Below are 22,095 nucleotides of genomic sequence, written 5' to 3' on the forward strand. Positions count from 1 at the left end.
GCCCGCCCAACAGGGATTACGCGAGCAGCCTGCGCACCTTTTTCAGCGCCGCTACGAACGCCTCAACTTCCTCGTGCGTGTTGTAGAACGCAAACGAGGCGCGGCAGGTGGCAGGGACACCGAAATGCTGCATCAGCGGATGCGCGCAGTGGTGGCCGGAACGGATCGCCACGCCTTCCAGGTCGAGCAGGGTGGCCAGGTCGTGCGCGTGCGCGCCTTCGACCAGGAAGCTGATCACGGCGGCCTTCTCGGCTGCGCGGCCGAAGATGCGCAGGCCTTCGACCTTGTCCAGTTCCTCAGTGGCGTGGCGCAAGAGCTCCTGCTCACACGCTTCGGCATTGGCCATGCCCAGCGCAGACAGGTAGTCCACGGCGGCGCCGAGTCCGACGAAACCGGCAATGTTAGGGGTGCCGGCTTCGAACTTGTGCGGCGGGTCGTTATAGACCGTGCCCTCGAAGCGCACTTCCTTGATCATCTCGCCGCCGCCGATGAAAGGCGGCATCGCGGCCAGGTATTCGCGCCGCGCCCACAGCGCGCCGGTGCCAGTGGGGCCGCACATCTTGTGGCCGGTGAAGGCATAGAAGTCGCAGCCGATCGCCGCGACATCGACGGGACGGTGCGGCGCCGCCTGCGAACCATCGACGGCGGTGATGATGCCGCGCTTGCGCGCCTCGCGGCAGATCTCGCGCACCGGATTCACCGTGCCGAGCACGTTGGAGACGTGCGTCAGCGAGAGGATCTTCACTTCAGGTGTCAGCAGGGCGTACAGCGTCGGCAGGTCGAGTTCGCCGGCTTCGTTGATCTCGGCGACCTTGATCTTCGCGCCCGTGCGTTCGGCCACGAGCTGCCACGGCACGATGTTCGCGTGGTGCTCCATGCGCGTGAGCACGATCGCGTCGCCCGGCTGCAGTCGCGGCAACGCGTACGAATAGGCGACCAGGTTCAGGGCAAAAGTCGTGCCGCTGCACAGCACCAGCTCGTCCGCGCGCACGTTGAAGAACGACGCCAGCTTGCGGCGCGCGCCTTCGTAGGCATCCGTCGCCTCGGTGCCGAGCGTGTGCACGGCGCGGCTGACATTCGCGTTGTGACGGCGGTAAAAGTCGTCGACTGCGTCGATCACGCTCGCCGGCTTCTGCGCGGTATTGGCGGTGTCGAGATAGATCAGCGGCTTGCCATGCACCTCGCGCGTGAGCAGCGGGAAGTCGGCGCGGACGCGAGCCCAGTCGATGGCGGTGACCGGCGCGGCGTTCATGCGACGGACTCCAGGCGCGCCAGCGCTGCATCCAGCTTGGCGGTCACCGATTCGCGCAACGCGGCGTCTTCGATCACGGCCAGCGTCTCGCGGCAGAACGCGGCGGTGAGCAGGGCGCGGGCCTGTTGTTCCGGGATGCCGCGGCTGCGCAGGTAGAACATCGAAGTCGCGTCGAGCTGGCCGACGGCGGCGCCGTGCGCGGCCTGCACTTCGTCGGCATGGATTTCCAGCACGGGCTGGGTGTCGATTTCGGCGCCCGCGGACAGCAGCAGGTTCTTGTTCGAGAGCTCGGCGACACTGCCGTCCGCGCCTTCGCGAATCGTGATGCCGCCATGAAACGCCGCTTTCGAACGGCCTGAAGCGAGGCCGCGCCACAGCAGTTCGCAGCGCGTGTCGCGCGCGGCGTGGTCGATGCCCAAGCGAGTGTCGAGATGACGCTTGCCGTCGGCGAGCAGTACGCCGTTGGCAATGACCTGCGCGCCTTCGCCCTGCAGCGAGGCATTGAGTTCGTGGCGCGACAGGGCGCCGCCGAGCTCGAGATCCAACCGCACATAAGTGGCGCTGCGTGCCAGCACGGCGTCGGTGCGGGTGATCAGCGAGGCACCGATGGCTTCGTCCTGCACGCGCACATGGGTGAGACGCGCGCGAGCTGCCAAATGCACATGCATGAGGCTGTTGGCGAAGTGGGTGTTCGCTTCGCCGGCAATGTGGTGTTCGACCACGGTCAGCTCGGCGTCGCCGCGCAGTTCGATGAAATGACGGCAGTGCGAGGCGAGATCGCGTTCTGTCGATGCGCCGACGAAGACCAGATGGATCGGCCGCGACGCGCTGGCGCCTTCTTCGGCGCGCAGGACTACGCCTTCGTCTGCCAGCGCTGCATTGATGCGCGCGAAGACTTCATCGGCGCGGTCGAAATTGCGGGCGAGGAAATTGACGTCGCGTTCGCTGCCCTCGGCCAGCACCTGCGAAAGCGGCTGCAGGGTGACACCCTTCGGCAGCTCGGACAGGTCGCTGTGCGCGGCATCGAAGCGTCCGTTGACGAACACCAGGCGCGGCGCCGGTATGTCGGCAAGGATCGAGCCGTCGACGACAGCCGGCTGCGAGGTGGCGGGAACGAACGCACGGCGTTCGAACGCGCGCAGCGGCGTGTACTTCCAGCGTTCGCTACGTGTCCCAGGCAAACCGTCGCGCAAGGCAGCGTCCAACGACTGGCGGCGGGCGTCGCCGAGCCCGGCGGCGTCGCGGTTGGGCAACGCATCGAACGCGGTGGAGAAGGAGTCGAGCAGGGCGCTCATGTCAGACCGCCGCTCCACGCGAGACCTGTGCCGGTGCGATGCGTTCCTTGATCCAGGCGTAGCCATGTTCTTCCAGCTGCAGCGCGAGCTCCGGGCCGCCGCTCTCGACGATACGGCCGTCGGCCAGCACGTGCACCACGTCCGGCGTGATGTAGTCGAGCAGGCGCTGGTAATGGGTGACGACCAGGAAGGCGCGCTCCGGCGAGCGCAGCGCATTCACGCCTTCGGCGACGTTCTTCAGTGCGTCGATGTCGAGGCCGCTGTCGGTTTCGTCGAGGATCGCCAGCTTGGGCTCGAGCAGAGCGAGCTGGAAGATTTCGTTGCGCTTCTTCTCACCGCCGGAGAAGCCTTCGTTCACCGCGCGCTGCAACAGGTCGTCCTTGAGATGCAGCACGGCCAGCTTCTCGCGCACCCTCTTCAGGAACTGCATGGAGTCCAGTTCGCTCTCGCCGCGCGCCTTGCGCTGGGCGTTGAGCGCGGCGCGCAGGAAGTAGGTGTTGTTCACGCCCGGGATCTCGACCGGGTACTGGAAGGCGAGGAACATGCCGGCGGCGGCGCGTTCTTCCGGCTCCAGCGCCAGCAGGTCGCGGCCTTCGAAGCTCACCGAGCCTTCGACGACTTCGTAGCCCTCGCGTCCCGCGAGCACGTTGCCCAGCGTGGACTTGCCCGCGCCGTTGGGACCCATGATCGCGTGCACCTGGCCCGGCTGCACTTCCAGCGAGAGGCCCTTGAGGATGTCCTTGCCGGCGACACGGACGTGGAGGTTTTCGATCTTCAGCATGTTTCGTCTCTTGTCTTTAAGCCCCTCTCCCACCGGGAGAGGGGTTGGGGTGAGGGTTCGGCGGAGCGGTTTCGGTGAACTGGCAGCAAGCCTCAAGGGCCGATCACTTACCTCGTTGTTCACCCGTATCGTTTCGTCGCACCCTCATCCGCCCTTCGGGCACCTTCTCCCGGAGGGAGAAGGAAAAAGCAAAGCATCAACCGACAGCCCCTTCGAGGCTGACTTCCAGCAGCTTCTTGGCTTCCACCGCAAACTCCATCGGCAGTTCCTTGAACACCGACTTGCAGAAGCCGTCGACGATCATCGATACCGCGTCTTCTTCGCTGATTCCGCGCGAGCGGCAGTAGAAGAGCTGGTCGTCACTGATCTTCGACGTCGTGGCTTCGTGCTCCACCGTCGCCGAGGGATGCTTGACCTCGATGTACGGGAAGGTGTGCGCACCGCACTTCTTGCCGATCAGTAGCGAGTCGCACTGGGTGTGGTTGCGTGCGCCTTCGGCATTCTTCTCGACGCGGACCAGGCCGCGATAAGTGTTTTGGCCGCGGCCAGCGCTGATGCCCTTGCTGACGATCTTCGACTTGGTGCGCTTGCCGATATGGATCATCTTGGTGCCGGTGTCGGCCTGCTGGCGATGGTGGGTCAGCGCGACCGAGTGGAATTCGCCGACCGAGTCGTCGCCGAGCAGCACGCAGGACGGGTACTTCCAGGTGATCGCCGAGCCGGTTTCGACCTGGGTCCACGAGATCTTCGAACGCGCCCCGCGGCATTCGCCGCGCTTGGTCACGAAGTTGTAGATGCCGCCGACGCCGTTCTCATCGCCGGGATACCAGTTCTGCACCGTCGAGTACTTGATCTCGGCGTCTTCCAGCGCGACCAGTTCGACGACTGCCGCATGCAGCTGGTTCTCGTCGCGCTGCGGCGCGGTGCAGCCTTCCAGGTAGGAGACGTAGGCCTTCTCTTCGCACACGATCAGGGTACGTTCGAACTGGCCGGTCTCGCTGGCATTAATGCGGAAGTAGGTGCTCAGCTCCATCGGGCAACGCGTGCCCTTGGGAATGAACACGAACGAGCCGTCGGAGAACACCGCCGAATTCAGCGCGGCGAAGTAGTTGTCGTGGGTCGGAACGACGCTGCCGAGGTACTTGCGGACGAGGTCCGGGTACTCATGGACCGCTTCGGACATCGAGCAGAAGATCACGCCCTTTTCGGCCAACTCCTTGCGGAAGGTGGTGCCGACCGAAACCGAGTCGAACACCGCATCTACCGCGACGCCGGCGAGCTTGGCGCGCTCGTGCAGCGGCACGCCCAGCTTCTCGTAGGTGTCGAGCAATTCCTTCGGAACTTCGTCCAGTGACTTGTACTTCGGGCCCTTGGGCGCGGAGTAATAGCTGATCGCCTGGAAGTCGATGGGCGCGATATCGAGCTTGGCCCAATGTGGCTCGGCCATGGTCAGCCAATGGCGATAGGCGGCCAGACGCCATTCCGTCATCCATTCCGGTTCGTTCTTGCGCGCAGAAATGGCGCGGATCGTGTCCTCGTCGAGGCCGGGGGGCAGCGACTCGGATTCGATCTGCGTGACGAAGCCGGCTTCGTACTTGCGGCCGAGCTGTTCGTGGATTGCCTGGTTTTCGATGGTTTCGGTGGCCATTTGGCTGCCTACGGGAATCTGTTGCTATTGCTTCGACTGCATGGCGGGTCGAGACCCGCCCTACGCATTGGCCAGGCGCAGGTCGATGCGCTTGGCCGGTTTGGGGCTGCCCCGTTTGGACCGGGTCGGAGGCGGTGCCAGCATCTGCGCGAGGGTCACGTCGCGCAGCGCATCGATCACCACTTCGTTGATGCGGTTCCAGTTGGCGCGCACGCCGCAGGACTGCTCGATCCCACAGTTGCCGGTATGGACGCTGCATTCGGTCATGCCCAGCGGCCCTTCCAAGGCTTCCACGATGTCGATCAGCCCGATCGCTTCCGCCGCACGCGCCAGCCGGTAGCCGCCATTGGCGCCGCGGTTGGCGGCGACCAGCCCGGCCTGGGCCAGGGGCTTCAGGACCTTGGCCACGGTCGGCGTCTCCAAGCCCGCGCGTTCAGCCAGCTCGGACGCGCTCAAGACGACATCCGGCGCGCTGCCGTGCTGGGCAGCGAGGACGGTCATGACGACCGTGGCGTAGTCGGTGAGCTTGGCGACCCGGAGCATGGGGGGACGGGGGTTCGAATTCGTACTGAAATTGTACGGATTTAGGGCGGCCGGGTCGAGCGGCTCAGGCCCGCCCTTGGGCGGAACGGCGCAAACCCACCGGACAGGCAGCGGGGGCAGGACACGCGTGGGATTCGGGTGCCAGAGCCCCGCCCAAGTTGGCCCCGACCGCATCAACGCTTTTCAGGCGACAATCGCGCCCCTCGCCATCAACGGTTCAACGGATTCCGTAATGCCAAGCAAGATCGCAACCCGTCGCTCCACCATCCACGGCAATGGCGTGTTCGCCATCGCAAAGATCAAGAAGGGCGAGCGCCTGATCGAATACAAGGGCCTCCGCCGCACGCACGAGGAAGTCGATGCCGGCGACAGCGGAGACATCGATTCCGGCCACACCTTCCTGTTCACGCTCAACGACGAGTACGTGATCGACGCGAACTTCAAGGGCAATTCGGCGCGCTGGATCAATCACAGCTGCGACCCCAACTGCGAAGCCGTGCTGGAAGAGGACGAAGGCGACGACCGCCGCAAGGATCAGGTCTTCATCGAAGCGATCCGCGAAATCGCGCCGGGCGAGGAGCTGTCCTACAACTACGGCATCCGCCTCGAAGAAAAGCACACCAAGGAGCTGAAGAAGATCTGGGAATGCCGCTGCGGTTCGCCCAACTGCACTGGCACCATGCTTCAGCCAAAGAAAGACAAGTCCAAGAAAAAGGACAAGAAGAAAAAGAAGAACAAGAAAAAGAAGGATTGAGAGGTACCTTCTCAGCGCGCCGGGCCCAGTCCCGGCGCTTCTTTTTCTGGCATGCCAACGTTGGCGTATTCGCGCCCCTCTCCCTGCGGGAGAGGGGTTGGGGTGAGGGTTCGGCGAAGCGATATTGCTGGAGTTCTGGTCCAGGCAATCAGCTTCCCTCTCCGCGGCCCAAGTTTCGTCGTTTCGCCGAACCCTCATCCGGCCCTTCGGGCCACCTTTTCCCGAAGGGAGAAGGGAAGGGCAACGCGCGATGCGCGGCGTAGGCAATTGGTTGGCATGACTTCCGCCATTCGGTAATGGCCCGGCTCGGCAATACGCTGCGCGCACTATCGTGCGGCCATCGTGCGGCCGCGGCATGCGGCGCGAACGGACACGAGCCGCCAAATCCTCACCGGACCTTCCATGCGCGCAACGCTTACTACCGCCATCCTGGCCGCGCTCGCCGCGCCTCCCGCTTTCGCCGCCGTCGAGATCGATGGCCGCATCGACCCGGCCGAATGGCAGGGTGCCCAGCACATCACCGATTTCCGCCTGACCCAGCCGCTCTCCCGCGCGCCGGCGCCGCAGCCGACCGAAGCCTGGATCCTGGCCACCGAGGAAGGCCTCGCCATCGCCTTCCGCAACCAGCAGGCCCCGGGCATCCCGCGTACCCGCCAGCGCGCGCAACGCGACCAGGGTGCACAGGCTGATCGCGTCAACCTGTACATCGATTTCGACGGCGACGGCCGCTCCGGCTACAACTTCACCGTGCTGCTGTCCAACAGCATCATCGACACGACGATCACCAACGAGAACCAGTTCAATCCCGACTGGGACGGCGACTGGCGCCACGCCACCAGCGAAGACGACACCGGTTGGTCGGCGGAAATGTTGATCCCCTGGCACATCGCACCGATGCGCGACGCCGAAGGAGCCACGCGCACGCTGGGCATCCAGCTCGATCGGGTGATCGGCGCCACCGGCGAACGCGCCGCATGGCCGGCGGTCTTCTACCAGGAAAGCCGCTTCCTGACCGCGCTCAACAAGGTGGAGGTGCCGGCGTACAGCCAGTCGCTGCTGGCGATCACGCCGTACGCGTCGGTCGTGTACGACAACGTCGACCACAAGGCGGACTTCGATGCCGGTGCGGACATCTTCTGGAAGCCCAACGGCAAGTTCCAGCTCAGCGCCACGCTGAATCCCGATTTCGGCCAGGTCGAAAGCGACCAGCTGGTGGTGAACTTCAGCGCGAACGAAACCTTCTTCAGCGACAAGCGGCCGTTCTTCACCGAGAACCAGAGCTATTTCGACGTCCCGTTCGGTTCGCTCAACACTTCCAACAAGCTGATCTATACCCGGCGCATCGGCGCCAATGCGGACGATGGCAGCGGCGCGGGCGACGTCACCGCGGCGGCGAAGGTCAATGGCAGCGTGGGGGCGATGAACTATGGCGTGTTCGCGGCCACCGAAGCCGACGAGGCCGGGCGCGATTTCTATGCTGTGCGCACCTCGCACGATGGCGACAAGCAGGGCATCGGCGCGATGGTGACCCGGGTCGAGCGCCCGTGTTACGGACAGGACGTGGATGGGTGCATCGGTCGCGAAGCCAACGTCTACGAAGTCGACCATCGCTGGACGCCGACGCCGCAGTGGTCGATCCGCACCACGCTGGTGGGCTCGGACGTCGACGGATTGGGAACGGACGCCTTCGGGCGCCGTGATGCGGACGAGTCCGGCAGCGACATGGGCGGACAGATGCGCATCGACTGGGACATGGGCGAGGGCTGGCGGCAGCAGCTGTACATGCTGCACCTGGGCGACAAGCTGCAACTCAACGATTTCGGTTTCCTGGAGCGCAACAACTTCAACTACGCGCGTTACGACCTGGGCAAGCGCTTCACCAATCTGCCGGAGAGCTCGCAATACAACGCGGCCGACTGGCACTGGGCGGTATCGCGCCGGGTCAACGACCATGGCCTGCACATCGCCGACGCATGGGCGATCAACCGCAACGGCCAGCTGCGCGACGGCGGCAACGATTTTGCCGAGGCCGCGATGTGGACGTCCGGTCATGACGACCGCATCCTGCGCGGCAACGGCATCGTGAACATGCCGGCCAAGTACTTCCTGTTCTACGAGCGCAACCGTCCGCGTCAGGGCGATGGCCACTGGCAGTTCTACGGCAACATGCGCTGGACCTCCGAGGGCCTGGACACACCAGGCAAGGGACAGATCCAGCTCGACTTCGAGCCGACCTACCACGTCAACGATCGCCTGAGTTTCTTCACCGCGTGGTACTTCGAGCACAACCAGGACTGGCTGTTGTGGCGCGGCGACAACCTGCTGGGCAGGTACGAGGAGAACATGGTCCTCCTCAACGCCGGCAGCGTCTGGCTGATCAACGACAAGCAGGAACTGCGCGTGCGCCTGGAAGCGATCGGCCTGGACGGCAAGGCGCAGCAGGCCTTCCGCGTCGCGGCCAATGGCGATCCGGTGGCGTCGGCCGAAGCGATTCCTGATGTGGGTTTGCGCAATCTCGGCTTCCAGATCCGTTACCGCTACGAGCTCGCACCGCTGTCGTACCTGTACGTCGCCTACGTGCGTGGCGGCTCGTTCTTCGAGGAGCTGGAAGGCGGTGGTTTCCGCGCCCGCGAGGAATTCCAGGACGCCTTCAGCCTGCGCGACAGCGAGCAGTTGCTGGTGAAGCTCTCGTATCGCTTCGAGCTGTAGTTGTTGCGTCCGGCTTTGTAGAGCGGAGCTTGCTCCGCTGCTCTTCCTGACACCTGACCGCAAAGCAGCGGAGCAAGCTCCGCTCTACAAGGTGCGCAGCCGGGAATGCGGCTCAGGATGTGGGGGCTAACCCGGCGTCCAGAGCTGAGGCGGCTGGATCGTGAACATGCCGTCCCGCTCCGCACGGCGCGCCAATACGAGCAGATGGTCGTCGCGCGTGAGCAACCAGCGTGCCCGCGCGCGAATCGCCAGGTCGAGGAACTTCTGATCGTCGGGGTCGCGGCAACGCGGCGGCTTGGGCGCATCCGGTTCGGCGGGTGAGGTGGGCCACATCCGCATCATCGCGTCGTAGCGAACAAGCGCGGCTGCGCGTCTGTCCGCATCGAGCGCCAGGGCCGGATAGCTCAGTACACGCAGCCATTCGGCACGACAGGCCTCGTCCGTCACCGCGACGACGTCGCCGGCGCGCAGGCTGTCGCGCAGCCGTGCACAACGCGGATCGTCGAACACGAACAGATCCAAACACACGTTCGTGTCCAGCACGATCCGGTCGCGATCTACATCCATGACGCGGGGTTACAGATCGTCTTCGCCCGGGAAGGACACCGACAGCTCGCGCACGACGACGATCTGGCCCTGCTGCGGATACTTGGGATCGTCGCTGGAGAAAGTGCCGTCGCCGACCGGATAGGCGTTGTCGGGATAGCCCTCTTCGCGCTCGGCCGAACCCAGTTGCCAGTGCGACATCACCGCGGCGTCTTTGGGTACGGCGAGCGCGCCGTCATGCAGGTCGGTGACCGTGCCGCCGTAGTCCCAGTCCAATCCCATGTATTCGATCGGTTTGCCATTGCGTCGCACCAGTTCCGCCAGCGGCATGCCCATGGTGATGCCGGTTGCGAGCCGCCAACGCGTATCGGATTCGAATACGCGCACCAGGCTCAGGCCGCGCAGGGCCTTTTCGTCCTGGAAGTACAGGTAGGCGCGCCGGGTGCTGTCTTCGGGAAACAGGATGACGCCGCGAAACATCTCGCCTTCGGCGCCGGGAACCTCGCCGATCTGCACCTGCGCCGCACCGAAGCGCTTGCGCAGCGCCTCCACATCGGTGTCGGGAGCAAAATCGCCGGGCAGTACGTATGACGTGGCTTGTGCGTCTTGTGCTGCGGTCGCGGCGGGCAATGGCGCCGCTGCAACCGCAGTGGGCTTCGCAGGCGCAGGCGTTACGGCCTGCGTAGGCTGCGGTTGCGAGCACGCGACCAGCGTGCTCGCAGCGATGATGGTGAAGACGCGCACCTTCCTCACGGCGCGGATTCGCCCAGATCGGCGGAAGCGATCCGCCACGCCTTCTGCTCGTCCGTAGCGCCGTCGACAACGGAGCGGCGCAGCACGTATTTGCCGGTATAGCGGTGCTGGCTGCCATCGCGGCGCGTAGCGATGATCGTCACCGGCACTTCGATGTAACGCGAGCCCGCGGCGGCATCCATTTCACTGGGCGCCTGCATCTCCACCGACACGCCCGTGGTGTCGGCGAAGCCGGCGGCGAACTGCTGTGGACTTTGCCCGCTAGCGCGGCCGCCATCGGACCACAGCGCGTGGGCTCGACCGAAGTCGCCGCTGTTGATCGCGCCGTAGTAGTCGCGGATGACAGCGACGGCGTCCTCGGAGGTAGGTTCACCGGTGTTTTCCGGAGATTCCGGCGTGAGCGGATTGCCGTTTTCGTCGACAGGTACTTCAGGTTGCTCCGCCACCGGCGGGCCGATGGGGCCGGGGCCGGGCCGGTCGGGCATGCCGGTCACGCCGCCCGGCGTACCCGCGGGTGTCGGGAGTTGTTCGACCGATCCGTCGTTGGCGGTGGTTCCCGGAGTGTCGTCTTTGCCGCAGGCGACCAGCAGCAATGCGACGAGCAGGGACAAGGCAATAGGAGCAATACGCATGGAATATTTGTTTTCAGTTGTCGCCAAGGTGGACCACGACCTGGCCATTCTCGATGTCGGTGCGGCCGATGCGGCGCGAACCCAGACGATCGAGCAGGCTGTTGTCGAAGCGGTAAACGGGTTCATCGCGCGCGTAGTCGGCCAGCCACGAATTCAGCAGGCCACGCGCCGAGGTATTCATCATCCCGCCAAGCGACGGGACATTGACCTGCTCGATGCTCGGATCCTGCAGATGCAGGCCGCGCGTGGTCGGGTCGTAGCGCAGTGCGCTGCTGAGAGCGAAATGGCCGCTCGGCCGGCTGCTGTCGCTGCCCAGCGCACCCATGCCGAGATCGAAGTCCAGCCGCAACCGGTGGCTGCCCTGTGGAATCGACAACCGCGGATTCAACAGCGTCATCGACACCAGCCCGCCCAACTTGTCGTAATGCTTGGGGAAGTTGCGATTGAGCGACTGCTGCAGCTGCAGCTGGGTGAAGTTGACCTGGTTGCCCAGCAGCGCGGTGACGGCCTCGAGAGTCGAACAGCCGACCAGAGCCAGCAGGCTGCCGGCGAACGCGGCGATGAAGAGTCGGCGACGCAGGTTCATCGGAATTCCTCTTCACTACTCGGTGTGTGGCGAAACGATACCCGGGCCGCGTGAAGAGAGTCCATTCGTTGCGTTGTAGGCGCTTCAGGCGCGCTGCTGCAGGGCCAGGCGCAGGCCCAGGCCGATGAAGAATGTCCCCATGGCGCGCTGGCGCCACTGCGCGAGACGCTTGTTGCCGGTGGCCAGACGACGTCCGAAGCGCCCGACCATGGTGCTGAGCACCGCGCTGTTGGTGAAGCCGATCATCGACAGCAGCGATCCGAGCACCAGGAACTGCAGCCACACGAGCCCGCGTTCGGGATGCACGAACTGCGGCAGGAAGGCGAGGAAGAACAGCGCGACCTTGGGATTGAGCACGCCGGTCATCACCGAGCGCCAGTAGACGCCGCCGGTGTCGCGCGTCGGCGCCGGATGCGGGTCGTCGGAAGCCGGCAGCGCGCTGCTGCGCCAGGCCTTGATTCCCAGCCACACCAGATAGAAAGCGCCGGCGTACTTCACGACCTCGAACGCCATCGCGGACGTCGCCAGCACTGCGGACAGGCCGAACCCGGCCGCAAGCGCGTGGATCAGCGTTGCGGTTTCCAGGCCCAGTCCGGCGCGAAGCCCGCGGGCGGTGCCGCCGGTCATGGCCTGCGCGACGATCCAGGCCGTACCGGGGCCGGGAATAATCACCAGCACCGCGGCTGTGGCAAGAAAAGCGAGCAGGGTGGGGAGATCGAACAGGTGCATGGCGGGATCCCGTTGGGAAGCGCGCCATTTTAGTCGAGCTGGGCCTGTCGGCCGGCACGCCCAGGCGGGCAACAATGTCCCGCCCAGGCTGGTAATGGTCGAGCTAGTGGATGCTGCGAGCAGCCTCTTCGATCAGCGAAACCACTACATCCGGATGCGACGCCAGCGACGCGTGGCTCGCGGGCAGCGAGACGATCTTCTGCGGCGACATGCGTTCGGCCATCCATTGCTCGGTGGCCGGCGGAATCATGTGGTCCTGCTCGGACACCTGGTACCAGGACGGCTTGACCTTCCACGCCGGCGGCCCGGACTTGTCTTCGAAGCAGCGCCCAGCGATCGGCTTCTGCGTGGCCGCCATTACGTCTGCTTCGTCGTCGGAAAGATCCTGCGAGAAGCTCTCGTGGAATTTGTCGCGATCAATCCATAGGAAGCCATCCGAATCCGGCCGAATGCTCGCCGCGCCGGACGGCGGTTCGCGCTGGGCGAAGAGACTGCCAAGGCTGTCGCCTTCATCGGGTGCAAAGGCGGCGATGTAGACCAGCGCCTTGACGTTGGGTTCGTTGCCGGCCTGGGTGATCACCGCGCCGCCGTACGAATGCCCGACCAGGATTACCGGTCCGTCCTGCGCGGCGATCAGTTTGCGGGTGCGTTCGGCGTCGTCTTCCAGCGACGTCAGCGGATTTTCCACCGCGGTGACGTTATAGCCCTTGCGCTGCAGCGGCAGGATGACCTTGTTCCAGTGGGAAGCATTGCCCCACGCGCCGTGCACCAGCACGACATTCGGTAGCGTCGCCATATTCGTACTCCACTACGGGAAATCGCGCGGAAATGCGCGAAGCGGCAGCATGCGCGGCTATGCATTAAGCAGGCGTAATCGTTCCCGCAACGGACTCTGCGGCTATTGCGACACAGGATCGCCAGGTAATCCCGCAGTCAGCCAGCTCAATTTCGCCCCGCGCATCCCCGAGCGCGCGATCACCGCTTCGCGAAATGCGAGCGTGCATTCTGGAAACGCGCCGGGCATCAGGCTGTGGAGTTCGATCTGGGCGACGACGTCACCGAGCCGGTGGGCCCGCGCGTGCGTTTCTGCCAGGGCGCTCGTCGCGCGCATCGGGTCGCCCTTGGCCAGCGCGACAGCCGCGTCGATGACATCCAGGCGGTAGCGCAGCGACCAGTCATCCGTGGGCAGGTCGCCGCGTGCCGCGGCGACGTGCAGTGGTGCCTCCCGCCAGTCGCCACGCGCCGCGGCGTTCTCCGCCATCCCGGTTTCGGCCTGGACGATCAGCGCCTGGTATCCGGAGGCGCGCAGTTTCGGCAGGAGCTCCCGGTAGAGCGCGTCGGAGCCGGCGTAGTCGCCCGCGCGCGTCAGCAGCGCGGCCAGCATCATCGCGTGGCCCCAGCGATCCGGACCGTCAGGTACGGCCAGCAGGGCTGTCCGGACGTGCGGCAGTTGTTCGCGAGCCGCCGGGAGGTCTCCGGCGAGCAGCTTGGTGTAGGCATCGAGTGCCTTGGCCTGCGTGCTGGTGTTGGGGTCGGCGGAGGTCCCGCAGCGCTTGCCGTCGGCACGCGCGCCACTCAGGTCTCCCAACGCCAGATCATTCTCGCCTTTGGCGCAGGCGAGCTCCGCTTGCGCCTGGGTGACCCGGTCTTCATCGGGCTGAAGTGCAGCGAGCTGGCGCTCGCCTTGCGTGAGGATGTCACGTGAGCGAGCGTGCTCACCGCGGGCGGTATGCAAGGCGGCTTCCAGGCGATGCAACAGCGAGGCCGCATGTCCCTCCAGACCTGCGCGCTTGAGTCGCCCGATGCGCGTGTCCGCGCTGGTGTAGCGCAGGCGCATGAGGTCTTCGTACACCATCGCCAGTTCGAGCATGTCGCGGCGGCCGGTGTCGCCGGAGGTTTGCGCCACGGTCACCGCCTTCATCAGGTAGTCGCGATAACGATCGATGTCGCCCGCGCTATGGGCCTGATCGGCCGTAACCAGCAGGATCAGCAGCTCCAGGCTGCGATAACCACCGGCATGGGCCTGGGCGAGGAGGGTGCCCAGATGCTGCTCCTGCCCGGGCGCCGGCGCGCGAGCGGCTTCTGCCCGGAAGCGTGCATACAGTGCTGCCGTGTGGTTGCCGGCTTCTTCGAACAGTTGCGCGGCCTGATCGATGCGCGCGACGCGACGTTTCTCATCGAGTGCGGGGTCGATCAACGCCGTCTGCAGGATGGCCGCGCCGCGTTCGAGGTTCCATTGCTTGCCGGCGGCCTCGGAGAGGCGTTCGGCGGCCTGCGCGCTTTGCAAGGCCCGCTGCGCATCGCCCAGCGCGGTGTACGTGCGCGACAGCAGCACCAGGTGTCGGATCCGTACCCCCGTGGGTTCGTGCTCCCACCTGGGTGAAGTGAGCGCCTTCAACGCGAGGGCGATGTGGACGTTCTGCAGCAGCAGGGTGGCGTGGGTAAGTGCGATCGCGGAATTGTCGGGATGGCGTGCGGCCAGCGCGGCGTAGGCCTCCAGGGCCCGCTCCTGGCTCTGCGGATCCAGATTCATGGCCAGGCGTTGCGCCTGCAGCAAGGCGATCGTGTCGGCCGGCGCCGGCTGCAGCAGGGTCATGGCCTTGTCCATGCTGTCGACGGCTTCCACCGGCTGCGACAGAGCCGATCGCGCCAGCGCCTGCTGCAATCGCGCGAGACCGAAGTGCGGCGCCCGCTTCACGATTTCATCGGCGAGGCTCGCTGCTGCGATCCAATCGCGTTGCTTCATCGCCACCGACAGATCCGCGTAGCGGCGCGCCGCGACGGCGTCGAGCCGCAATGCGGGCCACGGTCCGGCGCGACCGGGGCGCAGGCGTTCGACGATCTGACGGGAGAGTTTGTCGACCATCGCTGGCACTTCGTCGACCGAACCGCGTACTTCGATCCGTTGCTCGCCTGCCGCTTCCTGAAAGCGCGAGCGCAGCACGATCTGTTCCGGATCCCGCGGATCGCTCGCCGAGGAGAGGAACATCACCGTCGGTTGCATCGCTTGAGTGCCTGCAGCGAGTTCGGACTCGGTCAGGAGAGTCACCTCTGGCAGGCTGCCCAGCTTCCAACCCAGCCAGTCGTGCAGCAGCGCAACCGGCCAGTGTTGGCCGCTCGCGGCGTCTTCGACGTCGATCAGGGCAATGGTCAAGGGGGCGGCGGCAGCAGGCGTTGGCTTGTCCACGCGCTTGCCGTACCACGTGTTGCCAAAGATCAGGCCAATCGCGAGCGCGGCGGCAGCACCCAAGCCAACCCAGACGCGCCAGCCGGTGTGTTGCTTCGGATGGGATCCTCCGTCCGATGGCGTTGCAGCAGCGGGGGCTTCCCCCGGTTGGTCATGCGGAGTCACTGAAACGGTCGAGTCGCCATCCGCGTCCGGGGAAGTGGCGGAAGCCAGAGACTCGGGCCGCTCCATGAAGGATTCGACGGGTCCCGGTGGCTCGAAGACATAACCGCTCCCGGCCACGGTACGAATCCAGTCTTTGCGCGCGTCACCCAACGCCTTGCGCAGCAGCCACACGCTCTGCGAGAGGTTGGCATCTTCGACCACCAGTCCAGACCAAAGGCGCTCGAACAGTTCGGCGCGCGAGTGCAATGCATGCGGTTCTGCCAGCAGTAGCAACAGCAGATCGAAGATGCGTTGTGGCAATACGACTTCGTTGCCTGCGTCCGAGACACGTCGATAGCGAAGGTCGATCAGCAGATTGCCGATCTGCAGGTATCGGGCATCGCGTGGCCAGGGCATGTCCAAAGGCGTGATCAAGCGGTCCTCCAACGCCTGCTCATGCCTCCGGCATTTGCATTGGCGTCCTGTGAGCGGCGAACCGACGTCGCAGTGCGGCCCCTGCGCGTGTCTGCTGTCTGGCTCGGACAGTCGACGATCGATTCTAAGCCGCCGAGAGCGGTGAGTTGTGTCTCAAGCGGCACCGAACCTCGGGTGCCGCATTCATCAGAAACGCAGACTCGATGGCGCCGCCCCCATAACCAATCGCTATGACGGCGCGCGGGTATCGACGGCGTGCAGGCGGCGCTCGCCATTCGCTCGCGTACGCAAGCGATGAATGGTTGCCGCTGTTACCAAAACCGCTGCAACGGAGTCGCATCGAACGGCACACGGAGCGTGACGTCTTTCACGATTGATCTGAAATGAGACAGAAGTGATCTCTCGCCAGAAGTCGCCGCGGATGTCTGCCGACTAAATCACGCCATCCGGCGCAGGAAGGCCGGGTGCCAACGAATTTGACGGGGCCAGGCCGTGAGGCCGCTGCGGAGGGGAACACCCGCAGGCAGTCGCAGCTACCGCCATGGGCACGGCAACAGCAGGAGTTCGCTGACCGCAGTTCGCCGGAGTCCAAGGCTGAGGCCTGTTGATTGCAGAAGGGTGACCGAGTGGGCCGCTCCGGAGTCAAGGATCGTTGTGGTTTCACAAGTCGGGCCGCGATCGCGGCCGCCAAACCATCTCATTGGGGGTTTTTCACACGTGAACAGGAACTTGCAACTGAAAGCGCTCGTAGCTGCAACCAGCATGGTGCTGGCCGGTAGTGCTGCCGCGGCCCAACGCGTCGAGCTGAGCAAGCTCGATCTCAAATCTCTCAAGACGCAGTACACGGCAAGCATCGCCGCGACCGGCGCGCCGAAAATGAACCACTCGCGCCACGAAATGTTGCTTGGCCTGGCGCAGGATTCGTACCTGGTCATGCAGTCGAGCCATGTAAGTGGCAAGTCGGTCAACCGCCGCTACGTCCAGACGTTCCGTGGCCTGCCGATCTTCGGTGAAAACCTGGTCGTCAGCGAAGACGACAAGGGCAACGTCCAGGCGCTGTTCGGCCGCAAGATCGAGGGCTTGGCCAGCGAAATCGCTTCGACCACGCCGCGCCTGAGCAGCGCGCAGGCGCTGGCGGCCGCGAAGAAGGCCGCGCTGGGCCACCGCACGATCGTAGGTAACGAAAAGGTCAGTCTGCAGATCTTTGTCGATAGCAGCGGCCGCTCGCATCTGGCCTATGCCGTCGACTTCGTTGCAGACACTCCCAAGGGCGACGCGTTGTCCCGTCCGATCGTGGTGGTCGATGCCCTCAACGGCCGCATCCTGCTGCAGTACGAAAACCTGCAGACCGATCTGGTCGGCACGGGCCCCGGCGGCAATCAGAAGACCGGCCAGTACGAGTACGGCAGCAACGGCAAAGGTTTCCTGGACGTGACCCAGGTCGGCGCCATCTGCACGCTGGAAAACGGCGACATCAAGACCATCGATGCCAACCACTTCAAGGGTGCGGGCTTTCCCCAACAGGCCCCGTTCGACTACACCAAGGCCGCGTATTCGTATGCCTGCCCGCGTAACACCTACCAGACCATCAACGGTGGTTATTCGCCGCTCAATGACGTCCATTACAACGGCGGCGTCGTGGTGCGGATGTACCGGGATTGGACCGGCGCCGATCCGCTCAACAGCAAGCTGAAGGCGGCCGTTCACTACGCCACCAGTTGGGACAATGCGGCCTGGAACGGCACCGGCATGGTGTACGGCGACGGCAACAACTTCTATCCGCTGGTCAGCCTGGACGTGACCTCACACGAAGTGTCGCATGGCTACACCGAGCAGCACTCCGGCCTGGGTCCCTACTACGGCAGTCAGGCCGGCTGCATGAACGAAGCCTATTCGGACATGTCCGGTGAAGCGGCGGAATTCTACGACCGCGGCAATGCCGACTGGCTGGTGGGCGCCGAGATCTCGAAGGCACCCCGCGTGGCGCTGCGCTACATGGACGATCCCACCAGGGATGGTGCCTCGATCGCACACGCCAGCAACTACAACACCGGCGTCGATCCGCACAATTGTTCGGGCGTGTACAACAAGGCGTTCTACACCCTGGCCAACAAGCCCGGTTGGACCATCAAGACCGCATGGCTGGCGTTCCAGGCCGCGAATCGTGACTACTGGACCGCCAATGCCACGTTCGCTACCGGCGCGGTTGGTGTACTGAAAGCGGCATGCGACAAGGGCTACAACGGTCAGGACGTCAAGGACGCGTTCACGCTCGTGGGCGTCAACGCCGGGGCACTGCCGGCCGGTTGCGGCGGCGCGCCGGCCAACCAGGCGCCGACGGCCAACTTCACCAGCAGCGTCAACGGCCTGACCGTGACCTTCACCGACAGTTCGACCGATAGCGACGGCAGCATCGCGTCGCGTTCTTGGGACTTCGGTGACGGCACCACGTCGACGGCGACCAGCCCAAGCAAGACCTACACCGCCGCAGGTACCTACACCGTCACGCTCACGGTCACCGACAACGGCGGCCTGACCAACACCAAGACCTCCTCGGTCACGGTGGCCAGTGCCCCGCCGAGTGGCGGTTCGTTGAGCAATGGTGTGGTGCAGGCCATCTCCGGTGCTGTGGGCAGCAGCCAGATCTGGACCCTGGTGGTTCCGGCGGGTGCAACCAACCTGAAGTTCGTCACTTCCGGTGGCACCGGTGATGCCGACATGTACGTCAAGTTCAACGGCACGCCCAGCACCACCGTGTACGACTGCAAATCCGAAGGCGCGACCACGGCCGAAACCTGCAACATCGCCGTGGCACAGGCCGGTACCTACTCGGTGCTGATTAAGGGCTACACCGCGTTCTCTGGTACCAGCCTGACCGGCAGCTACACGGTAGGCTCCGCCGCGCAGACCTATAGCAACGCGACTGACGTCGCGATTGGCGACAACACCACGGTGGAATCGCCGATCACGGTCTCGGGCCGCAGCGGTAATGCTCCGAGCAACGCGTCGGTGACTGTCGCGATCGCGCACACCTACATCGGCGACCTGAAGGTCGATCTCGTGGCACCGGATGGCACGCTGTACAACATCCACAACCACACCGGCACCAGCACCGACGACATCAACAAGACGGTGACGCTGAACCTCTCCAGCGAAGCCCTGAACGGTACGTGGAAGTTGCGTGTGAACGACAACGCCAACGGCGATGTCGGCAAGATCGACAGTTGGAGCATCACGTTCTGATCGTCGCCGTTCCCGACGATTGAACGATTGCAGTCGAACGACAGTCCCGGCTCGGCCGGGACTGTTTTTTTGGGCCGCCAGTGCGGCCTGGAGCTAGGCAGCGAAAGTTGCGCGTAAACGACAAGGGCCTCGGCGTCGGAAAGATCGATCGCCGGGGCTTGCTATGTTCGGAGATGGGCTCGCAACGCTCGCTGCAAGCTATCGGATGTGCCGGGGGAGCTCCTCAGGGGCCGTCATGCGGCGCCACGAACCTGACCGCCTTGGCGGGCGCGCGATCTTGCCCCCTGCAAGGCGCGGCTGCGCGCAACGTCACATGACGGCCCCTGAGGAGCTTTGGTAGGCCTTTAGAAGCCGCCGGTCAGCAGGCTGGTGCTGTTCCCCATCAGGGCCCAGGCGACGGCGGCGAGCAGAGCGGCGCCGAGCATGGTCCGGGCGAAGCGTTCGAGGCGGTCGGTGGAGCGGGTTGGTTTGCCAGCGGTCATCTCGGTATCCCCCCTTGGGACGGGGGTGATGAAACGCCTGAAACCAACGCCGTTCTGCGATCCAAATCACAAGCGCATGCGCAGCCCATGCCGGGCTATTCGAACTGTGAGGCGAGGTGTGAATTACTCACCCGGGTGAGCCTTTCGAACTGTGAGGACAGGTGTGAATTCCTCACCCGGGTGAATGCGGGTTGGCGGGTTCAGGCGCCCGGATGCGCGGACGGCTCCCGGGCGGCAGCCGCTCAATCCTCTTCGGGCCTCGGCTTGTAGGCCTCGACCAGCTTTTGCTGCACCTGCGGCGGAACCGGCTCGTAGTGGCTGAAATCGAGCGAATAGCGCCCGCGCCCGGCGGTCACCGACTTCAATTCCGCCGCGTAGCCCTCCAGTTCCGACAGTGGCACCTGCGCCCGTACGACGATCTCGTTGCCACGGGCCGAGTCGGTGCCATTGATGCGCGCTCGCTTGCTCGCCAGGCCGCCGCTGATGTCGCCCATGTGCTGCTCGGGCGCATTCACCTCGAGATCGACGATGGGCTCGAGCACCTGCGGCCGCGCCTTGCTGATCGCATCCATGAACGCCTTCTTGCCCGCCGCGATGAACGCGACTTCCTTGCTGTCCACGCTGTGATGCTTGCCGTCGTAGACGATCACGCGCACATCCTGCATCGGATAGCCGGCGACCGCGCCGTGCTGCAGTACCTGACGCACGCCCTTTTCGACCGCGGGCATGAACTGGCCCGGGATCGTGCCGCCTTTCACCTCGTCGACGAATTCGAAGCCGGTGCCGCGTGGCAGCGGTTCGATGCGCAGGAAGACTTCGCCGAATTGCCCGGCGCCGCCGGTCTGCTTCTTGTGACGATGATGGCCCTCGGCCTTGCCGGCGACGGTTTCGCGATAGGCGATGCGCGGCGGGCGCGACTTCACTTCGACGCCGTGTTTGTCCTTCAGTCGGTCCAGGTTGACGCGCAGGTGCAGGTCGGAGAGCCCGCGGATCACGGTCTCGTTGGTTTCGGCCTCGTGTTCGACGGTAAAGCAGGGATCTTCTTCCGCCAGCTTGTGCAACGCGGTGGACAGCTTCTGTTCCTGGCCCTTGTGCGCGGCTTCCACTGCGAGCCCGAACATCGGCTTGGGAAAGTCCAACGGCTCCAGATGGATCTGGTCCTCGTCGTGACTGTCGTGCAGCACCGCGTCGAAGTGCAGCTCATCGATCTTGGCCACCGCGGCGATGTCGCCGGGCACCGCTTGGTCGATCTCGATGTGGTCCTTGCCTTTCAGCTTGAACAGATGGCCGACCTTGAACGGCTTTTTGCTGTCGTCGACGAACAGCTGCGAGTCCTTCTTCACCGTGCCCTGGTAAACGCGGAAGATGCCGAGCTTGCCGACGAAGGGATCGTTGACGATCTTGAAGACGTCGGCGATCACGTGCCGCGCTGGATCGGGCGCGGCTTCGACGGGCTCGGGGCCGTGGCCGTTGAGCTTCTGGAATGAAGGCGGATTGGCTTCCGTGGGATTCGGAAACAGGTTTTCCGCCGCATCCAACAGCTCCTTGATACCCACACCGCTGCGCGCCGAACAGAACAGCACCGGCACGAGATGGCCTTCGCGCAGGCATTGTTCGAAGGCGTCGTGCAGTTCCTGACCGGACAGGCCGCCTTCGCCCAGATCCAGGTAATGCTCCATCACGTTCTCGTTGATCTCGACGACCTGGTCGATGATCTTCTGGTGCCAGTCGGCGACCGCGCCGAGATCGCTCGTGCCTTGGGTGTTGCCGAAGCAGTCGATCACCGCCTTGCCGCCATCGGTGGGCAGGTTCAGCGGTAGGCATTCGGCGCCGAAGGTCTCGCGTAATTCATCCAGCACCCGCGCGCTGTTGGCATCGGCGTGGTCGATCTTGTTCACCACCAGCACGCGGCAGAGGTTGCGCGCCTTGGCGTACTCCATCATTCGGCGCGTGCCGTATTCGATGCCGCTGTCGGCATCGATCACGATCGCCACGGTTTCCACTGCTGCCAACGCGGAGAGCGCGGGGCCGCGGAAATCGGGATAGCCGGGGGTGTCGATCAGGTTGACGTGGATGCCGCCGTGATCCGTGGAGGCGATGCCGACGTCGAGCGAATGGCCGCGTTCCTTTTCAATCGGGTCGAAGTCGGAGATGGTGCTGCCGCGTTCGACCGTGCCTGCTGTCTGGATCGCGCCGCCGGCGTGCAGCAGGGCTTCGAAGAGTGTCGTCTTGCCGGCGGCGGGGTGGCCTGCCAAGGCCACGTTGCGGATGTCTTGGGTGGTATAGGACATGAGGCCGTTTCTCCCAGTAATCGGGTTCGAAAGGCCGTCATGGCTGTCCGCGTCGGAAGCGCTGCCGTCCGAGCAGGCGCTCGGC

The 22,095-nt window shown here is 64.8% G+C and carries 17 protein-coding genes; 3 read left to right on the forward strand and 14 right to left on the reverse strand.

Features of this window, described 5'->3' with window-relative positions; translation table 11 throughout:
* Positions 1 to 16: 16 nt before the first annotated feature.
* The 5 genes from ACYVGK_RS06205 to ACYVGK_RS06225 all read right to left on the reverse strand — a co-directional run bounded on the left by ACYVGK_RS06205 (position 17) and on the right by ACYVGK_RS06225 (position 5,519).
* On the reverse strand, positions 17 to 1,252 hold the full coding sequence (locus ACYVGK_RS06205) for a cysteine desulfurase (protein ID WP_460732372.1): 1,236 nt from the start codon (positions 1,250 to 1,252) through the stop codon (positions 17 to 19).
* A complete protein-coding gene (sufD, locus tag ACYVGK_RS06210; RefSeq protein ID WP_460732373.1) occupies positions 1,249 to 2,547 on the reverse strand; it encodes a Fe-S cluster assembly protein SufD in 1,299 nt (432 codons plus the stop codon). The genes ACYVGK_RS06205 and sufD overlap by 4 nt, the downstream gene beginning before the upstream one ends.
* 1 nt (position 2,548) lies before the next feature.
* Positions 2,549 to 3,328, reverse strand: a complete 780-nt coding sequence (gene sufC, locus ACYVGK_RS06215) for a Fe-S cluster assembly ATPase SufC (RefSeq protein WP_460732374.1) — start codon at positions 3,326 to 3,328, stop codon at positions 2,549 to 2,551.
* Between the two features lie 196 nt (positions 3,329 to 3,524).
* Entirely contained in the window at positions 3,525 to 4,976 is a 1,452-nt protein-coding gene (sufB, locus tag ACYVGK_RS06220) for a Fe-S cluster assembly protein SufB (RefSeq protein ID WP_460732375.1), read from the reverse strand.
* Positions 4,977 to 5,036: 60 nt separating this feature from the next.
* A complete protein-coding gene (locus ACYVGK_RS06225) occupies positions 5,037 to 5,519 on the reverse strand; it encodes an SUF system Fe-S cluster assembly regulator (RefSeq protein ID WP_460732376.1) in 483 nt (160 codons plus the stop codon).
* 232 nt (positions 5,520 to 5,751) lie between these two features.
* Between ACYVGK_RS06225 and ACYVGK_RS06230 the strand changes: the two genes are divergently transcribed.
* Both ACYVGK_RS06230 and ACYVGK_RS06235 read left to right on the forward strand, forming a co-directional pair.
* Positions 5,752 to 6,273: an SET domain-containing protein gene (locus ACYVGK_RS06230; RefSeq protein ID WP_460732377.1), complete on the forward strand. Its 522-nt coding sequence runs from the start codon at positions 5,752 to 5,754 to the stop codon at positions 6,271 to 6,273.
* A 402-nt stretch (positions 6,274 to 6,675) separates the two neighbouring features.
* Positions 6,676 to 8,982, forward strand: a complete 2,307-nt coding sequence (locus ACYVGK_RS06235; protein ID WP_460732378.1) for a DUF5916 domain-containing protein — start codon at positions 6,676 to 6,678, stop codon at positions 8,980 to 8,982.
* A 126-nt stretch (positions 8,983 to 9,108) separates the two neighbouring features.
* On the opposite strand, the gene ACYVGK_RS06240 is transcribed toward ACYVGK_RS06235, so the two are convergent.
* The 7 genes from ACYVGK_RS06240 to ACYVGK_RS06270 all read right to left on the reverse strand — a co-directional run bounded on the left by ACYVGK_RS06240 (position 9,109) and on the right by ACYVGK_RS06270 (position 15,976).
* Positions 9,109 to 9,549: a putative toxin-antitoxin system toxin component, PIN family gene (locus tag ACYVGK_RS06240; RefSeq protein ID WP_460732379.1), complete on the reverse strand. Its 441-nt coding sequence runs from the start codon at positions 9,547 to 9,549 to the stop codon at positions 9,109 to 9,111.
* A gap of 9 nt (positions 9,550 to 9,558) precedes the next feature.
* Complete coding sequence (locus ACYVGK_RS06245) at positions 9,559 to 10,281, reverse strand: hypothetical protein (RefSeq protein ID WP_460732380.1); 723 nt, start codon at positions 10,279 to 10,281, stop codon at positions 9,559 to 9,561.
* Complete coding sequence (locus ACYVGK_RS06250) at positions 10,278 to 10,913, reverse strand: hypothetical protein (RefSeq protein WP_460732381.1); 636 nt, start codon at positions 10,911 to 10,913, stop codon at positions 10,278 to 10,280. Before ACYVGK_RS06250 ends, ACYVGK_RS06245 begins: the two co-directional genes overlap by 4 nt.
* Before the next feature lie 13 nt (positions 10,914 to 10,926).
* On the reverse strand, positions 10,927 to 11,499 hold the full coding sequence (locus ACYVGK_RS06255) for a DUF1439 domain-containing protein (protein ID WP_460732382.1): 573 nt from the start codon (positions 11,497 to 11,499) through the stop codon (positions 10,927 to 10,929).
* Positions 11,500 to 11,583: 84 nt separating this feature from the next.
* Positions 11,584 to 12,228, reverse strand: a complete 645-nt coding sequence (locus tag ACYVGK_RS06260) for a LysE family translocator (protein WP_460732383.1) — start codon at positions 12,226 to 12,228, stop codon at positions 11,584 to 11,586.
* A 103-nt stretch (positions 12,229 to 12,331) separates the two neighbouring features.
* Entirely contained in the window at positions 12,332 to 13,024 is a 693-nt protein-coding gene (locus ACYVGK_RS06265; protein ID WP_460732384.1) for an alpha/beta hydrolase, read from the reverse strand.
* 102 nt (positions 13,025 to 13,126) lie between these two features.
* Positions 13,127 to 15,976 carry a winged helix-turn-helix domain-containing protein gene (locus tag ACYVGK_RS06270; protein ID WP_460732385.1) on the reverse strand — a complete coding sequence of 950 codons (2,850 nt, stop codon included), beginning with the start codon at positions 15,974 to 15,976 and terminating at the stop codon, positions 13,127 to 13,129.
* Between the two features lie 747 nt (positions 15,977 to 16,723).
* On the opposite strand from ACYVGK_RS06270, the gene ACYVGK_RS06275 reads away from it, so the two are divergent.
* A complete protein-coding gene (locus ACYVGK_RS06275; protein WP_460732386.1) occupies positions 16,724 to 19,237 on the forward strand; it encodes a M4 family metallopeptidase in 2,514 nt (837 codons plus the stop codon).
* Positions 19,238 to 19,581: 344 nt separating this feature from the next.
* On the opposite strand, the gene ACYVGK_RS06280 is transcribed toward ACYVGK_RS06275, so the two are convergent.
* Together ACYVGK_RS06280 and fusA are read right to left on the reverse strand one after the other, a co-directional pair.
* The gene (locus ACYVGK_RS06280) at positions 19,582 to 19,719 is read right to left on the reverse strand and encodes a hypothetical protein (protein WP_460732387.1); all 138 of its coding nucleotides are present in this window, start codon (positions 19,717 to 19,719) and stop codon (positions 19,582 to 19,584) included.
* Between the two features lie 242 nt (positions 19,720 to 19,961).
* Positions 19,962 to 22,010 carry an elongation factor G gene (gene fusA / locus ACYVGK_RS06285; RefSeq protein WP_460732388.1) on the reverse strand — a complete coding sequence of 683 codons (2,049 nt, stop codon included), beginning with the start codon at positions 22,008 to 22,010 and terminating at the stop codon, positions 19,962 to 19,964.
* Positions 22,011 to 22,095 lie beyond the last annotated feature (85 nt).

The sequence above is a fragment of the Lysobacter tyrosinilyticus genome (assembly GCF_054779815.1).

What these genes read in the sequence shown, in the direction of transcription:
- ACYVGK_RS06255 (WP_460732382.1), bottom strand. Translation starts at nt 11,499, where the DNA reads ATGAACCTGCGTCGCCGACTCTTCATCGCCGCGTTCGCCGGCAGCCTG.
- ACYVGK_RS06260 (WP_460732383.1), bottom strand. Translation starts at nt 12,228, where the DNA reads ATGCACCTGTTCGATCTCCCCACCCTGCTCGCTTTTCTTGCCACAGCC.
- ACYVGK_RS06240 (WP_460732379.1), bottom strand. Translation starts at nt 9,549, where the DNA reads ATGGATGTAGATCGCGACCGGATCGTGCTGGACACGAACGTGTGTTTG.
- ACYVGK_RS06280 (WP_460732387.1), bottom strand. Translation starts at nt 19,719, where the DNA reads ATGACCGCTGGCAAACCAACCCGCTCCACCGACCGCCTCGAACGCTTC.
- sufD (WP_460732373.1), bottom strand. Translation starts at nt 2,547, where the DNA reads ATGAGCGCCCTGCTCGACTCCTTCTCCACCGCGTTCGATGCGTTGCCC.
- sufB (WP_460732375.1), bottom strand. Translation starts at nt 4,976, where the DNA reads ATGGCCACCGAAACCATCGAAAACCAGGCAATCCACGAACAGCTCGGC.
- ACYVGK_RS06265 (WP_460732384.1), bottom strand. Translation starts at nt 13,024, where the DNA reads ATGGCGACGCTACCGAATGTCGTGCTGGTGCACGGCGCGTGGGGCAAT.
- ACYVGK_RS06205 (WP_460732372.1), bottom strand. Translation starts at nt 1,252, where the DNA reads ATGAACGCCGCGCCGGTCACCGCCATCGACTGGGCTCGCGTCCGCGCC.
- ACYVGK_RS06235 (WP_460732378.1), top strand. Translation starts at nt 6,676, where the DNA reads ATGCGCGCAACGCTTACTACCGCCATCCTGGCCGCGCTCGCCGCGCCT.
- ACYVGK_RS06230 (WP_460732377.1), top strand. Translation starts at nt 5,752, where the DNA reads ATGCCAAGCAAGATCGCAACCCGTCGCTCCACCATCCACGGCAATGGC.
- ACYVGK_RS06270 (WP_460732385.1), bottom strand. Translation starts at nt 15,976, where the DNA reads ATGCCCTGGCCACGCGATGCCCGATACCTGCAGATCGGCAATCTGCTG.
- fusA (WP_460732388.1), bottom strand. Translation starts at nt 22,010, where the DNA reads ATGTCCTATACCACCCAAGACATCCGCAACGTGGCCTTGGCAGGCCAC.
- ACYVGK_RS06225 (WP_460732376.1), bottom strand. Translation starts at nt 5,519, where the DNA reads ATGCTCCGGGTCGCCAAGCTCACCGACTACGCCACGGTCGTCATGACC.
- sufC (WP_460732374.1), bottom strand. Translation starts at nt 3,328, where the DNA reads ATGCTGAAGATCGAAAACCTCCACGTCCGTGTCGCCGGCAAGGACATC.
- ACYVGK_RS06250 (WP_460732381.1), bottom strand. Translation starts at nt 10,913, where the DNA reads ATGCGTATTGCTCCTATTGCCTTGTCCCTGCTCGTCGCATTGCTGCTG.